At 67.1% G+C, this 14,275-nt stretch carries 13 protein-coding genes and 1 pseudogene; 9 read left to right on the forward strand and 5 right to left on the reverse strand.

Going from position 1 to position 14,275, the window contains the following annotated elements:
• Window positions 1–89 precede the first annotated feature (89 nt).
• A complete protein-coding gene (locus ACVOJ1_RS15470; protein WP_164972340.1) occupies window positions 90–1,937 on the forward strand; it encodes a patatin-like phospholipase family protein in 1,848 nt (615 codons plus the stop codon).
• A 360-nt stretch (window positions 1,938–2,297) separates the two neighbouring features.
• On the opposite strand, the gene ACVOJ1_RS15475 is transcribed toward ACVOJ1_RS15470, so the two are convergent.
• On the reverse strand, window positions 2,298–3,659 hold the full coding sequence (locus ACVOJ1_RS15475; protein WP_219631758.1) for a helix-turn-helix domain-containing protein: 1,362 nt from the start codon (window positions 3,657–3,659) through the stop codon (window positions 2,298–2,300).
• 118 nt (window positions 3,660–3,777) lie between these two features.
• On the opposite strand from ACVOJ1_RS15475, the gene ACVOJ1_RS15480 reads away from it, so the two are divergent.
• Genes ACVOJ1_RS15480 through mmsB form a run of 5 tightly spaced genes read left to right on the forward strand, consistent with a single transcriptional unit; the run spans window position 3,778 to window position 9,311 of the window.
• Window positions 3,778–5,283 carry a CoA-acylating methylmalonate-semialdehyde dehydrogenase gene (locus ACVOJ1_RS15480; RefSeq protein ID WP_053520140.1) on the forward strand — a complete coding sequence of 502 codons (1,506 nt, stop codon included), beginning with the start codon at window positions 3,778–3,780 and terminating at the stop codon, window positions 5,281–5,283.
• A gap of 26 nt (window positions 5,284–5,309) precedes the next feature.
• Entirely contained in the window at window positions 5,310–6,464 is a 1,155-nt protein-coding gene (locus ACVOJ1_RS15485; protein ID WP_440210885.1) for an acyl-CoA dehydrogenase family protein, read from the forward strand.
• Window positions 6,461–7,258, forward strand: coding sequence for an enoyl-CoA hydratase (locus ACVOJ1_RS15490; RefSeq protein WP_053520138.1), 798 nt, complete (start codon window positions 6,461–6,463; stop codon window positions 7,256–7,258). The genes ACVOJ1_RS15485 and ACVOJ1_RS15490 overlap by 4 nt, the downstream gene beginning before the upstream one ends.
• Window positions 7,255–8,424: an enoyl-CoA hydratase/isomerase family protein gene (locus tag ACVOJ1_RS15495; protein WP_065174195.1), complete on the forward strand. Its 1,170-nt coding sequence runs from the start codon at window positions 7,255–7,257 to the stop codon at window positions 8,422–8,424. The genes ACVOJ1_RS15490 and ACVOJ1_RS15495 overlap by 4 nt, the downstream gene beginning before the upstream one ends.
• Window positions 8,421–9,311, forward strand: a complete 891-nt coding sequence (mmsB, locus tag ACVOJ1_RS15500; protein WP_065174196.1) for a 3-hydroxyisobutyrate dehydrogenase — start codon at window positions 8,421–8,423, stop codon at window positions 9,309–9,311. Before ACVOJ1_RS15495 ends, mmsB begins: the two co-directional genes overlap by 4 nt.
• Before the next feature lie 149 nt (window positions 9,312–9,460).
• Here mmsB and ACVOJ1_RS15505 read toward each other — a convergent pair whose 3' ends face one another.
• Window positions 9,461–9,886 (reverse strand): organic hydroperoxide resistance protein, encoded by a 426-nt coding sequence (locus tag ACVOJ1_RS15505; protein ID WP_049464150.1) that lies wholly within the window; start codon window positions 9,884–9,886, stop codon window positions 9,461–9,463.
• A 110-nt stretch (window positions 9,887–9,996) separates the two neighbouring features.
• On the reverse strand, window positions 9,997–10,977 hold the full coding sequence (locus ACVOJ1_RS15510) for a cation diffusion facilitator family transporter (RefSeq protein ID WP_053520135.1): 981 nt from the start codon (window positions 10,975–10,977) through the stop codon (window positions 9,997–9,999).
• A gap of 1 nt (window position 10,978) precedes the next feature.
• Between ACVOJ1_RS15510 and ACVOJ1_RS15515 the strand changes: the two are divergent.
• Window positions 10,979–11,416, forward strand: a pseudogene (locus ACVOJ1_RS15515) (SulP family inorganic anion transporter); the annotation flags it as partial.
• Window positions 11,417–11,521: 105 nt separating this feature from the next.
• Here ACVOJ1_RS15515 and ACVOJ1_RS15520 read toward each other — a convergent pair.
• Window positions 11,522–11,971, reverse strand: coding sequence for a hypothetical protein (locus ACVOJ1_RS15520; protein WP_346480617.1), 450 nt, complete (start codon window positions 11,969–11,971; stop codon window positions 11,522–11,524).
• A 203-nt stretch (window positions 11,972–12,174) separates the two neighbouring features.
• Window positions 12,175–12,417: a hypothetical protein gene (locus ACVOJ1_RS15525; protein ID WP_107231488.1), complete on the reverse strand. Its 243-nt coding sequence runs from the start codon at window positions 12,415–12,417 to the stop codon at window positions 12,175–12,177.
• Window positions 12,418–12,609: 192 nt separating this feature from the next.
• Here ACVOJ1_RS15525 and dusA point away from each other — a divergent pair, with 192 nt between their 5' ends.
• Both dusA and ACVOJ1_RS15535 read left to right on the forward strand, forming a co-directional pair.
• Entirely contained in the window at window positions 12,610–13,641 is a 1,032-nt protein-coding gene (dusA, locus tag ACVOJ1_RS15530; RefSeq protein WP_065174200.1) for a tRNA dihydrouridine(20/20a) synthase DusA, read from the forward strand.
• 212 nt (window positions 13,642–13,853) lie between these two features.
• Entirely contained in the window at window positions 13,854–14,228 is a 375-nt protein-coding gene (locus ACVOJ1_RS15535; protein WP_053520383.1) for a hypothetical protein, read from the forward strand.
• The last annotated feature ends 47 nt before the right edge of the window (window positions 14,229–14,275 follow it).

Raw genomic sequence — 14,275 nt, forward strand, 5'->3', positions numbered from 1 at the left:
CCTTTCTCAGGCCGTGAGAGGCCGGCTTGCGATACTGGCAACCGACGGACGGGAGGTGACGTGTGGCGGCGAAGTACTGCGATCTGGTCATGAAAGGTGGCATCACCAGCGGCATCGTGTACCCCAATGCGGTACTGGCGCTGGCGCGCGAGTATCGCTTCAAGAGCATCGGTGGCACCTCGGCAGGCGCCATCGCCGCCGCGGTGGCTGCGGCGGCGGCCTATGGTGATCGCCGCCAGCAGGCGGGCGAGCCGCTGCCCGGCGATGCCGGGTACGGTGGATTGTCGGCGGTGTCGGCGCAGCTGTCGCGGCGCGGGTTCATCTACGGTCTGTTCCAGCCGGCGCGCGGCGCGCGTGCAGCCTATCGGCTTCTGGTGGTGCTGACCGGCAATGCAGGCTGGCCCCGCAAGCTGCTGTGCCTGGCCATCGCCGTGTTCCAGATCGCGCCGCTGGAAGTGCTGGTGTCGCTGGCATTGCTGCTCGCGCTGGGCGCGTGGGGCGGCGGCTGGAGTGGAGTGGCGGCAACATTGCTGCCGTCCCTGCTGTGCGCCTACGGCGCTGGCGTGGCCGGGGCCGCGCTGCGGGTCGCGCGGGTGGCACGACGCAATCTGCTGGGCCTGTGCAGCGGCCTCGGCAGCGACGCGCGCCGGCCGGCGCTGACGGAATGGCTGCACGGCTGCCTGCAGCAGCTGTCAGGCAAGCCGGCCGATGTGCCGCTTACCTTTGCCGACCTGCACGATGCGCCGCGCTATGCCGACGAGCCGGACAGCCCGCATGCCATCACCCTGCAGATGATCACCACCTGCGTATCGCACAACGAACCCCGCACGCTGCCGCTGGGCGGCGCGCAGTTCTGGTTCCTGCGCGAAGAGTTCGACCAGCTGTTCCCGGCCAGCGTGGTGCAGTGGCTGGTCAACCATGCGGGTCCGCCGCTGGGCGTGGATGGACGACTCTATTACCGCCTGCCGCAGGGGCCGCAGCTGCCGGTACTGGTGGCAACGCGGATGAGCCTGAGTTTCCCGTTGCTGATCAGCGCAGTGCCGCTGCATGAGCCCTCGCGCCGCGAGCGCCGCTGCGAGCCTGGAGCGACCGCCTCCGATCCGGAACACAACGTGGCCGACAGCATGGAGGGGCTGACCAGTGCCGGCCAGGCCTGCGGCCCGGTGATCACCGCCTTCCGGATCTGCTGGTTCTCCGATGGGGGCATCAGCAGCAACTTCCCGATCCATCTGTTCGACGCGGCGCTTCCGCGCTGGCCGACCTTCGCCATCAACCTGGTCTATCCACAGCATGCGGAGGAGGTCAGCTCCGGCGGCAATGCACGGCAGGCGCTGGAGCGATCGGTGTTCCTGCCCAGCGAAAACCGTCATGGCTGGCAACGCACCTACCAGTCCATCGCCGCGCCGGTGGCCGCCGGCGAGCTTGGCCGTTTCCTGTTCGCGGTGGTGGCAACCATGCAGAACTGGCGCGACCTGCTGCAGGCGCGTGCTCCGGGCTATCGCGACCGCATCGTGCACGTGACCCTGCAGGGTGATGAGGGCGGCATGAACCTGGACATGCCGCAGGAGGTGCTGACCCGCATCGCCGACAAGGGCAGCCTGGCCGGTGCGCGCTTCTGCGCGTTCTCCTTCGAGAATCACTACTGGATCCGCTGGCGCAACCTGGCCTCGGCCTACCAGCGTTACACGCTGGAAGTGGCGCGTACCGACGATCCCGCGCAGCAGGTGCTGGCCTATCGGGCGGCGTACACGATGGTGGCTGCCGGCGTGCCGTCGCCACCGTCGTACAAGCTGGGCTCGGAGGACAAGCGGCTGGCGTCACAGCAGTTGTGGGGGCTGATGGTGGAGCAGGGCCGCAGCTGGGAGGATCTCGGCCCGGACCTCACCGACGGCGCACCACGGCCGCTGCCGCAGATGAAGGTGACGCCGATCTACTGACCGCTGCCGCAGCCGATTGAACTGTTCCGGCGGGTGCCGACCTTGTCTGGTGGGTGCCGACCTTGGTCGGCACGATCTGATCCCTGCGGTGGCTCATCGCCAGGATTCAACCGTGTCGACCAAGGTCGACACCCACCAGGGCAATGCGTCGTTCTGACAGCTTGCGGAGATCTGTCGAAGGCGGGGTGGGTCCGGTTGCGGGGGCGTGAGCGCCATGGATGGCGCGACCGAGGCTACATGGACGTACTTGCGCCGTCCCCCGCAACCGGACCCGCCCCGCCATCCCACGGAATGCCAGCTTTTGCCGTTGCCGTTGCTTCGGCCTGTGCAGGTGCAGGGCGCAGCCCTGCCGAACCAACCCTATCGCCCCGGCAGCTGCGCGAACGCGCGCTGCATGCAGTCCTCGCGCGGGCACACCCGGCAACCCGGGCCGATCGACACCGAATTGCCCGGGCTCTGCACATCCAGCCCCAGCGAATACACCAGCCGCTCGGCATGCTGCAGGTCGCAGCCCAGCGCTACTGCGAAGGTCTTGCGTGGTTGGCCGTGACCAACCGGGCCGCTGCTGACCTGCCGGGCCAGCCAGAAATGGCGCCGCCCATCGGGCATGCGCGCGGTCTGGGTCAGGATGCGGCCGGGCTGGTTGAACGCCTCGTAGACGATCCACAACGGGCATGAGCCACCCACCTGCGAGAAGTGGAAGTCGGTGGCCGAGTGACGCTTGGAGACGTTGCCGGCGCGGTCCACACGGATGAAGAAGAACGGCAGGCCGGGCGCGCTGCGGCGGGCCAGCGTGCTCAGCCGGTGGCAGACTGCTTCGAAGCCGACACCGAACTGGTGCGCCAGCAGCTCGATGTCGTAGCTGCTGGCTTCGGCCGCACGCAGGAAGCGCAGGTAGGGCATTACCAGGGCCCCGGCGAAATAGTTCGACAGGCCGATGCGCGCCTGCGCGATGCGCGCCTCGTCGCTGAATCCGGCGCGGGCAATCACCGCATCGATCTGCGGCAGGTAGCCGTGCAGTGCAAGTTCGGCGGCCATCTGGAAGGCCTGCTGGCCCGGCTCCAGGTAGTCCGGCAGCCACAGCCGGCGGGCACCGGCATCGTAGTGGCGCTTCTCGCGCCCGGCCTGCAAGGCAGTCACTTCCACCAGCACGCCGTGGCGATCGGCCAGCAACTGGCGCAGGCGCGGGGCGACGTGTCCCGGCGACAGTCCCCATTCGGCGAATAACCGCTCGGCCAGCTCATCCAGCTCCGGGATGTGGTTGTGCATGCGGTTGAAGAACTCGCGCACCTGGTCGCCCGCCGGCAGGGTGCTGCCGGCACCGGGTTCGCCCAGCTGGAACTCCAGTGCGGCGGCATGTTCCCGCAACGCCAGGTGGCGGCGATGCAGGTCCAGCAGCGCCCGGCTCACCTGCGGCAGGTTGCCGGCCAGTGCCCGCAGCTCGGTGGCACTGACGTCGGCCAGCCCCAGGTCCCGCAGGGTTTCGGCCAATGATTCCTGCAATGCCGCGGGTTCATCCTCGTCGAACAGGGCGGAAACGTCGCCCAACACCTCCCCCAGCTTCTTCTGCACGGCGGGCGTCAACGGGCGCTTGTTGCGCTCGATCTGGTTCAGGTAGCTGGCAGACAGGCCCAGGGCGCGGGCCAGGTCGATCTGGCTGTAGCCGCGCTGCTCGCGCAGGCGCAGCAGGCGCAGGCCCAGCTGGCGCTGTGAGGATGGCAGATTCACAGAATTAACAGGAATCGTGAGGGGTGTTGGCCAGATTAAGCGGATTCAGGCCGGAAATCGAGGCGGCGGCTGTGAATAATGCCAAGCATCTTTCGCACCCCTGGATGTCGTCATGACTGTTGCAGCGCCCCGTATCCGCATGCTGATCGATGGCCAGTTCGTCGAATCGGCGACCTCCCACTGGCAGGACGTGATCAACCCGGCCACCCAGGACGTGCTGGCCCAGGTCCCGTTCGCCACCACCGCTGAAGTGGACGCTGCCGTGGCCGCCGCCAAGGAAGCGTTCAAGACCTGGCGCAAGACCCCGATCGGCACCCGTGCGCGCATCTTCCTGAAGTACCAGCAGCTGATCCGCGAGAACATGAGCGAGCTGGCGCACATCCTCACTGCCGAACAGGGCAAGACCCTGCCGGATGCCGAAGGCGATGTGTTCCGCGGCCTGGAAGTGGTCGAGCACGCCGCCGCCATCGGCAACCTGCAGCTGGGCGAGCTGGCCAACAACGTGGCCAACGGCGTGGATACCTACACGATCATGCAGCCGCTGGGCGTGTGCGCCGGCATCACCCCGTTCAACTTCCCGGCGATGATTCCGCTGTGGATGTTCCCGATGGCCATCGCCACCGGCAACACCTTCATTCTCAAGCCGTCCGAGCAGGACCCGATGGTCACCATGCGCCTGGTTGAACTGGCGCTGGAAGCCGGCATTCCGAAGGGCGTGCTGAATGTGGTCCACGGTGGCGAGGAAGTGGTCAACGCGATCTGCGACCACCCGGACATCAAGGCGGTCTCCTTCGTGGGTTCCACCCGCGTGGGTACCCACGTGTACAACCGTGCGTCGCTGGCCGGCAAGCGCGTGCAGTGCATGATGGGCGCCAAGAACCACGCCGTGGTGCTGCCGGATGCCAACAAGGAGCAGACCCTCAATGCGATGGTCGGTGCCGCCTTCGGTGCCGCCGGCCAGCGCTGCATGGCGGCCTCTACGCTGGTGCTGGTGGGTGAAGCGCGCGGCTGGGTGCAGGATCTGGTGGCCAAGGCCAAGACCCTGAAGGTCAGCGGTGGCACCGTGTCCGGTACCGATGTCGGCCCGGTGATTTCCTGCAGCGCGCGCGAGCGCGTGGAAGGCCTGATCGCCTCGGGCGTGGAGCAGGGCGCGCAGCTGGTGCTCGATGGCCGCAATCCGCAGGTCGATGGCTTCGAGAAGGGCAACTTCGTCGGCCCGACCATCTTTGCCGGTGTCACCACCGACATGCGCATCTACCAGGAAGAAATCTTCGGGCCGGTGCTGGTGATCCTGGAAGCGGAAACGCTGGAAGACGCCATCGCGATGGTCAACAGCAACCCGAACGGCAACGGCACCGCACTGTTCACCCAGTCCGGCGCCGCCGCGCGCAGGTTCCAGGAAGACATCGACGTCGGCCAGGTCGGCATCAACGTGCCGATCCCGGTGCCGGTGCCGCTGTTCTCCTTCACTGGTTCGCGCGCCTCCAAGCTGGGTGACCTGGGCCCGTACGGCAAGCAGGTGGTGCTGTTCTACACCCAGACCAAGACCGTCACCGCGCGCTGGTTCGATGACGAGACGCTGAGCCACGGCGTCAACACCACGATCAGCCTGAAGTAACGGCAGGAGCAGCCATGAGCCACTCGATGACGACGGAACTGGAAGAAGCGCAGCAGGCCTACCGCGAGGCCGCCCGCGACTTCGCACTGGCCGAACTGGCGCCGCACGCCGCGCGATGGGATGCGGAGGGCATCTTTCCGCGCGAGGCGATCGCCAAGGCCGGTGAACTGGGCTTCTGCGGTCTGTACATGGACCCGGAAGTGGGCGGCAGCGGCCTGAGCCGGCTGGACGCCGCCGTCGTCATCGAGGAGCTCGCCAGTGTCGACCCCTCGACGGCGGCCTACATCAGCATCCACAACATGGCCTCGTGGATGGTGTCCAAGTGGGGTCAGCCGGCACTGCGCGACGCGTGGGGCAACGATCTGGCGGCGGGCATCAAGCTGGCCTCGTACTGCCTGACCGAACCGGGCGCCGGTTCCGATGCCGCCTCGCTGAAAACCACCGCCGTGCGCGATGGCGACCACTTCGTGCTGAACGGCGCCAAGGCCTTCATCTCCGGCGCCGGCGCCACCGAACTGCTGGTGGTGATGGCGCGCACCGGCGGTGCCGGTGCCGGCGGCGTCAGCGCCATCGCGGTGCCGTCGGATCTGCCGGGCATCAGCTTCGGCCGCAAGGAAGAGAAGATGGGCTGGAACAGCCAGCCCACCCGGGGCATCACCTTCGAGAACGTCCGCGTGCCGGTCAGCCACCTTCTGGGAGAGGAAGGCGGTGGCTTCAAGCTGGCGATGAAGGGACTCGATGGCGGCCGCATCAACATCGCCGCCTGTTCGCTGGGTGCCGCGCAGGGCGCGCTGGATGCCGCACGCCGCTACATGGGCGAGCGTCGCCAGTTCGGCAAGGCGCTGGCCGAGTTCCAGGCACTGCAGTTCAAGCTGGCCGACATGGTCACCCAGCTGGTGGCCGCCCGGCAGATGGTGCATACCGCCGCGCGCAAGCTCGATGCCGGCGCCAGCGACGCCAACGTGTGGTGCGCAATGGCCAAGCGCTTCGCCACCGATGCCGGTTTCACTGTCTGCAACGAAGCGCTGCAGATCCACGGCGGCTACGGCTACATCCGCGAATACCCGATCGAACGCCTGCTGCGTGACTGCCGCGTGCACCAGATCCTGGAAGGCACCAACGAGATCATGCGGGTGATCGTTGCCCGTCACCTGCTCAACACCGAAGAGGAACTGCGATGAAGGATTGGCGTACCCAGGAGCACGTGGGCCTGAAGGTCGAGGCCGATGGCCACACCGCCGTGGTCACCCTGCACAACCCGCCGGCGCATACCTGGACCGTGCACAGCCTGTCCGCGCTGCGCGACCTGGTGGCTGCGCTCAATGCGGACCGCGACATCTACGCGCTGGTGATTACCGGTGACGGCGAAAAGTTCTTCTCCGCCGGCGCAGATCTGAACCAGTTCGCCTCCGGCGACAAGGCCGCCGCGCGCGAGGCCGCACGCCGCTTCGGCGAAGCCTTCGAGGCGCTGTCCGGCTTCCGCGGCGTGTCGATCGCCGCAATCAACGGCTATGCGATGGGCGGCGGGCTGGAATGCGCGCTGGCCTGCGACCTGCGCATCATCGAAGACCACGCCCAGGTCGCGCTGCCGGAGGCCACCGTCGGCCTGCTGCCGTGCGCCGGTGGTACCCAGAACCTGCCACGGCTGGTGGGCGAGGGCTGGGCCAAGCGCATGATCCTGCTGGGCGAGCGCATCAATGCCGAGACCGCGCTGCGCATCGGCCTGGCCGAGGAGAAGGTCGGCAAGGGCGAGTCCAAGGCGCTGGCGCTGGAATGGGCGAAGAAGGCCGGCAAGCAGAGCCCGACCAGCATCGCGGCCTGCAAGACGCTGGTGCAGTCCACCCGCACCGGCACCCACGCCTCGGCGCTGGTGGCCGAACGCGAGGCCTTCGTCGATCTGTTCGATACCGCCGACCAGGTCGAGGGCGTGAACGCCTTCCTGGAAAAGCGCGCCGCGCAGTGGAAGAACGCATGACCACGGTCGCCGACGAAGCGCCGGTCCTGTTCGAAGAGCGCGTGGCCGGCAATGGCGCGCGCATCGGCATCGCCACGCTGAACGCGCCGCGCACGCTCAATGGCTTCTCGCTGCCGATGGCGCACCTGCTGCTGAAGCAGCTCAATGCCTGGGCCGACGACGACGGCATCGCGATGGTGGTGCTGCAGGGCGCCGGTGAAAAGGCGTTCTGCGCCGGCGGTGACCTGCACAGCCTGTACCAGAGCATGCGTGCATTCCGCGAGGCCGGCCGCAGCGATATCCGCGACAACGACTACGCGGCCGAGTTCTTCGACGTCGAGTACCGCGTGGATTACCTCATCCACACCTATGCCAAGCCGATCCTGTGCTGGGGCCATGGCATCGTCATGGGAGGGGGCATCGGCCTGATGTCCGGTGCCAGCCACCGCGTGGTCAGCGAGCGCTCCAAGCTCGCGTTCCCGGAGATCACCGTCGGTCTGTTCCCGGACGTGGGTGGCAGCTGGCTGCTGCCGCGCGTGCCGGGCAAGGGTGGCCTGTTCCTGGCCTTGACCGGTGCACTGCTCAACCCGGGCGATGCGATCTATGCCGGCCTGGCCGACGTGCACGTGGCCGAAGCGCGCCGCAGCGATGTGTTCGATGCACTGCTGCAGGTGGCCTGGTCGCGCGACGCCGCGAGCAACCACGAGCGCCTGGGTCACCTGCTGCAATCGTATGCCAGCGATGCCGCGACCGGTCCGCTGCTGGCCAACGCGGCGAAGGTCGACGCACTGTGCGACGGCGATGACCTCGATGCCATCGTCGAAGGCATCGCCCACCTGCAGACCGAGGATGCCTGGCTGCAGGCCGCCCAGAAGACCCTCGCGGCCGGCGCGCCCGGTTCGGCGCGGCTGGCGTTCGAGCTGCAGCGCCGCAGTGCGGGCCAGGATCTGGCTGCGGTCTACCGCCTGGAGTACATCGTCGCCCTGCACTGCGCTGCCCACGGCGATTTCGCCGAAGGCATCCGTGCGCTGCTGATCGACAAGGACCGCACGCCGTCGTGGAACCCGGCCACGCTGGCCGAAGCCAGCGCCCTGTGGGCCGATACGTTCTTCGCTTCGCCCTGGGCCGATGCCGCGCATCCGCTGGCCGACCTGGGTACCCCTGCCGCTGAAAGGAGCCTGGCATGAGCCGCATTGCATTCATTGGGTTGGGCAACATGGGTGGCCCGATGGCCGCCAATCTGGTCAAGAACGGCCACACCGTGCGCGTGTTCGATCTGGTGCCGGCCGCCGTGCAGGCCGCCGTCGACGCCGGTGCCGGTGCCGCGTCGTCAGCACGTGACACCCTGGCCGACGCCGAGGTGGTGATCTCGATGCTGCCGGCCAGTCGCCACGTCGAAGGCCTGTACCTCGGCGATGACGGCATTCTCGCCGCGATTCCGGCCGGCGCGCTGGTCATCGACTGCAGCACGATCGCTCCGGCCAGCGCCCGCAAGGTGTCCGAAGCGGCGGCTGCACGCGGCCTGCAGATGATCGATGCGCCGGTTTCCGGCGGCACGGCCGGTGCCCAGGCCGGCACCCTCACCTTCATCGTCGGTGGTGAAGAGGATGCACTGGAGCGTGCGCGCCCGGTGCTGCAGGCGATGGGCAGGAACATCTTCCACGTTGGCGCCAGTGGTGCCGGCCAGGTGGCCAAGCTGTGCAACAACATGGCGCTGGGCGTGATCATGGCCGTCACCGGCGAGGCCATCGCACTGGGCGTGGCGCACGGTCTGGACCCGAAGGTGCTGTCGCAGATGATGGCGGTGAGCACCGGCCGCAGCTGGGCCACCGAAGTGTGCAATCCGTGGCCGGGCGTGCTGGAGAATGCGCCGGCCTCGCGTGGCTACAGCGGCGGCTTCGGCAGCGACCTGATGCTCAAGGACATGGGCCTGGCAGTGGAAGCGGCGATGAGTGTCGGCGCCTCGATCCCGCTGGGTGAAGTGGCCCGCAACCTGTATTCGATGAATCATCAGGCCGGGCGCGGCAAGCTGGATTTCTCCAGCGTCGTACAGCTCATCACCAGCGAGAAGTAAGCGAATGCGTCCCTGGCCGCGTGCCGGGGCCCACCCGGGGTGGGATGGGCGGATGCCTGGTTTCGACCGGCATCCGCCCATTTTTTTTGCGCTTGGAGCCCCGGGGTCAGATCCCTTTGCCGTTGCAAAGGGATCCGACCCCGCCTCCATCAGGCGACGATCAGCGTCACGTCGATGTTGCCGCGGGTGGCATTCGAGTACGGGCACACGATGTGCGCCTTCTGCACAAGCGCTTCAACCTGCTCGCGCGGCACGCCCGGCACGTTGATGGTCAGCTCGGCCTCGATGCCGAAGCCGGTCGGGATCTGGCCGATGCCCACCTTGCCGGTCACGGTGGTGTCGGCCGGCAGCGCGACCTTGGCCTGGCCGGCCACGAACTTCAGCGCGCCCAGGAAGCAGGCCGAGTAGCCGGCGGCGAACAGCTGCTCCGGGTTGGTGCCCGGGCCGCCCGCGCCGCCCAGCTCGCGCGGGGTCGACAGCTGGATGTCGAGCACGTTGTCGGAGGAGACGGAACGGCCTTCGCGGCCGCCGGTGGAGGTCGCCTGGGCGGTGTACAGAACCTTTTCGATGGACATCGGGATGCTCCTGGTCAGTGGGTGGTAGTGCGTTGGAGCCTACTTTGCCCGCTTTCCAAGGACGATGGGTGACAGACCGTCTGAGAAATTTGACCGATCGTCCTGCCTGCCTAGATCGTCCATTCCCGATCGGTGGTGAACATGATCGTCAGCCACCGGTCCGGCGAGGCTTCGCCCAGTGCATCGCCGATCTCGTCACGCAGTTGGTCCCACTCCCGCAGAGGCCGCGGCGGATCATCGGCCGGGACCACGAAGAACAGCTCGATCTGCTCGCCACGTCCCACCTGCGCCACATAGCTGCGGTGTTCGACGAAGCCATGCCTGGCGACGATCGTGCGCGCCACTGCGTCCACGTGGGCCTGCAGCTCCGGCGGAGTCACCAGCAGGATGCCGGCCAATGCCCGCCGCACCGTGCCCAGCGGCGCGATCATCACCAGTACGCAGACGAAGGCGAGGATGGCCGGGTCGATGTACGGCCCGATCCAGTCCCACGCGGTGCCACGCACCAGCGCGCCGCCCAGGAAGGCGACCAGATAGCAGGCCGACATGCTGGCCGCGATCATCCAGTTCTTCGCGTCCAGCGCGATGAACTCCGAACCGATGCGGCGGTTGGCGCGCAGCACGAACACGCCCAGCGCTGCCTCGGCCAGCAGGGACAGCGCGGCGAAGATCATCGCCGGCCCCAGCGCGATGTGGCGGCCGCCGGACATCAGCGCGTCCACGGCATTGACCAGTGCATACAGCGCCGCACCGATCATCAGCGTGCCGCTCACGCCCAGCACGATCGGTTCCAGGTGCCAGAAGCCCATGGTAAAGCGCTGGTTGAGGCGCGACTGCAGCGCATCGGTGTTGGTCGACAGCGCGATCAGGCGCGCGACCAGCAGCGACAGCCAGGTCATCACCACATCGATCAGCCCGTAGATGCCATCGAAGATGATGAGCGAGGAATTGGCCAGCAGGCCGAACACCACAGCAGTCAGCGCCAGCAGCAACGCACCGGCAATCGACAGGCGCAGCACCCCCTGTTCGGTGGTGGGGTCGAAGAAGTGGGGGCGATCGGTAGCCATGACCCGATTGTAGAGCGGAGCCATGCTCCGCTGCCTCCGCGCTGTCGAGGACATCACCGAAACGCCCAGCGAGCGCAACCGCGAATGCGTCGGCCAGGGCGTGGCCAACACGGTCACCGGCTTCCTCGGCGGCATGGCCGGCTGCGCGATGATCGGCCAGTCGATCATCAACGTGAGCTCCGGCGGCCGCGGTCGCCTGTCATGCCTGGTGGCCGGCGTCGTGCTGCTGGCGATGGTGGTGTACGGCAGCGAGCTGGGCGCGGCGTTTGACTACCAGCACGTAGCACCGAAGGTGCAGATTGACCTGCGCGATGCCCATCTGTGGGATCTGACCGCCGTGGCCGCGCTGGAGCGCGCGCAGGAAAAACTGGCCGCGCATGGCGCCGATGTAACGGTGGTGGGGCTCAATGCCGCCAGCCGGACGTTGATCGAGCAGGTGGGTGGGCGCGGCGGCGGGCACTGAGTTCGCACTCATCAATCGCCGCCACCTGTGCTGGGACATGGGTCCATAAGCGCTTCGGCAGGGGGCACCCGGGTGACCGCAGCGGCGGTCACCCGCGTTGTTGCATCAGTTCCTGCGGCCCATGCACCTGACTTCCACCCGCATGTCGGCGTCCATCACTTCGCTGGTGCAGATCATCTGGTTGTCGCCCGGCCCGATGTTGGGGCGCACGCCCAGATCGAAGAGGTAGCGACTGAAGTCCATGTAGGCGTCACTGGTGATGCCACCGGGGAACTCGTACACCACCGGCTTGCCGTCCTTGGCAACGTCTGCTTTCGTCTCTGGAACCGGGTTGCCGTGAACGTCGCGGCCGGTGCCGGGAATAGGCGCCCAGCTTTTCATCTCGATGTCGTACGAGGCCTTGATGCTGGAGCCATCGGCGAAGTTCAGGGTGGTCACCGGGCGGCCCGCAGTCAGCGAGATGTTCTTTCCGCTGACCAAATTGACGAACGTCATGTGCGCCGCATACCCGCGGGCGAGCCAGGAGGCATTCAACTGTTCGATCGCGTTGTTCATCCTGGCCGGGCTCTGCAATGCATCGTATACGGTTGCCGGAACCGGCCGGTCTGCGGCGGGAGCGCGGCCGCCTGCATCTGAGCGTATGAACACCCTTCGCACGGGATATCTTGTATCTGCTTCACCTGCGCGTGCGCTCCCTGCGCACAGAGCAACAACGCCACCGCAGTGGCGTATCGGAACAGCCTCCTCGAATTCGATTCCTAGATGGATGGATTGGGTAGGAAATGAATGACGATCCTGGCTACTGCCGCGATGACCAGCGCAATCGACACGGCGCGGGTGAAGCGATGAATCTCGCGCCGTTGGAAGGGTATCCATACCGTGAGCAGGATGGTTGTGAGACCAAAAACCAGAACCGGGGTGCCGGAGGTCGTCATCGCCATGCACAGGCTGATGAAGGCGAACAGCTCCAGGACCAGTTCGATATAGGTGCGTTGCTGCATTACATGTTCCGTTTGCTTGGGACATCCATGCCGCACATCGTCATGCGGCGCTCAAACGATATCACTTCTCATTCGTATTTGGTGGCGTGGCGGGCGCGTGCCACACCAGCAATGGGGCACCGGCGCTTCGCACATCGCCTGACGCCCCGGCGCCATTCAGCCACCCGGTGTAAACTATTGATCTCACTGGCAATGCCGGTCTCCACGATCAACGCCCCGATGACGTCCGCCACCGCCCGTTACGCCGAATCCCTGCGCCTGTCCGTCGCCCCGATGATGGACTGGACGGACCGCCATTGCCGCGTGTTCCATCGCGTGCTGGCTCCCGGGGCGCGGCTGTACACGGAGATGGTGCACGCCAACGCGGTCATCCATGGTGACCGCGAGCGCCTGCTCGGCTTCGACCGCAGCGAACAGCCGCTGGCCCTGCAGCTGGGTGGCAGCGATCCGGCCCTGCTGGCGCAGGCCGCGCGCATCGCCGCGGACTGGGGCTACGACGAGGTCAACCTCAACTGCGGCTGCCCGTCCGATCGCGTGCAGGCGGGCCGCTTCGGCGCCTGCCTGATGCGCGAGCCGGCGCTGGTGGCCGAATGCGTGGCCGCGATGGTCCATGCGGTCGACATCCCGGTGACCGTGAAGTGCCGTCTGGGCGTGGATGAGGACAACGAGTACGAGGCGTTCGCCAGCTTCGTCGATCGCCAGGTCGCTGCCGGTGCAGCGATGGTGGTGGTGCACGCGCGCAATGCCTGGCTGAAGGGCCTGTCGCCCAAGGAGAACCGTGAGGTTCCGCCGCTGAAGTACGACTGGGCCTACCGCCTGAAGCAGGAGCGGCCCGCACTGCCGGTGGTGCTCAACGGTGGCCTGGCCAGCCTCGAAGCCGTGCAGGCCCAGGCCGGCCATGTCGATGGCGTGATGCTGGGCCGGGCCGCGTACCACGATCCCTATCTGCTGCATCAGCTGGAAGCGCTGCACACCGGTACGCCGCTGCGGTCGCGCGCGGACCTGCTGCGCGCGCTGCGCCCGTATGTCGAGGCCCGTCTGGGCGAGGGCATGGCCCTGAAGCACATCACCCGTCACCTGCTCGGCCTGTTCCATGGGCAGCCCGGTGGGCGCGCGTTCCGCCAGGTATTGAGCGAGGGTGCGCACCGTCCAGGCGCCGACTGGACATTGGTCGAACAGGCCCTTGCCGTGACCGAGCGCGACGCTGACCGTGCCGCTGCGTGACGTCCGTCACATTCCTGACTTGACAACGCCGGCCGATTCGTCCCGAATGTTCACTTAGATGAACAAACCTGCGGTTCGCCCGGAAAAGTTCAGATCGGATTCACTGCCCCAAACCAAGAATTTGCAAAGGAATTGTAAAGACCGGGTCCCGCACCCGGTTCCCGGATTTACGACTTTTGAACGAATCGCCGTGCTCGGCTAGGATCGCATCGATGTCTTCCGCTCCCCTCCATTGCCGCATTGCCCTGGCCACCTGCGTGGTGCTGGCGGCGGCACCGCTGTCGTCGGCAATGGCACAGCAGCCCCCGCGTGCGGAACACGGCCGGGCGGAGATGATGGAGCGGAGCGAGCGGGGTGGCCGTGGCGACGAGCGCTCGCTGTCCGATGCCGTGCGCCGCGTGCAGCGCACCACCGGTGGCCACATCCTGGGCGCCGAACGGGTGCCGTTCGATGGTCGTGACATCAACCGGGTCAAGTACATGGATGACCGGGGCCGGGTCCGCTACATGGACGACCCCGCCCCGTCGCGTTCACAGCCGCGCACGCCGCGGTCGGATATGTCTTCACTACGCGGCGATAACCCCTGAACAGGGATAGTTGTCGCTATCAACCCGTACCCCACTGGCCTCCGGGC

The sequence above is a fragment of the Stenotrophomonas sp. STEN225 genome, from assembly GCF_056756445.1.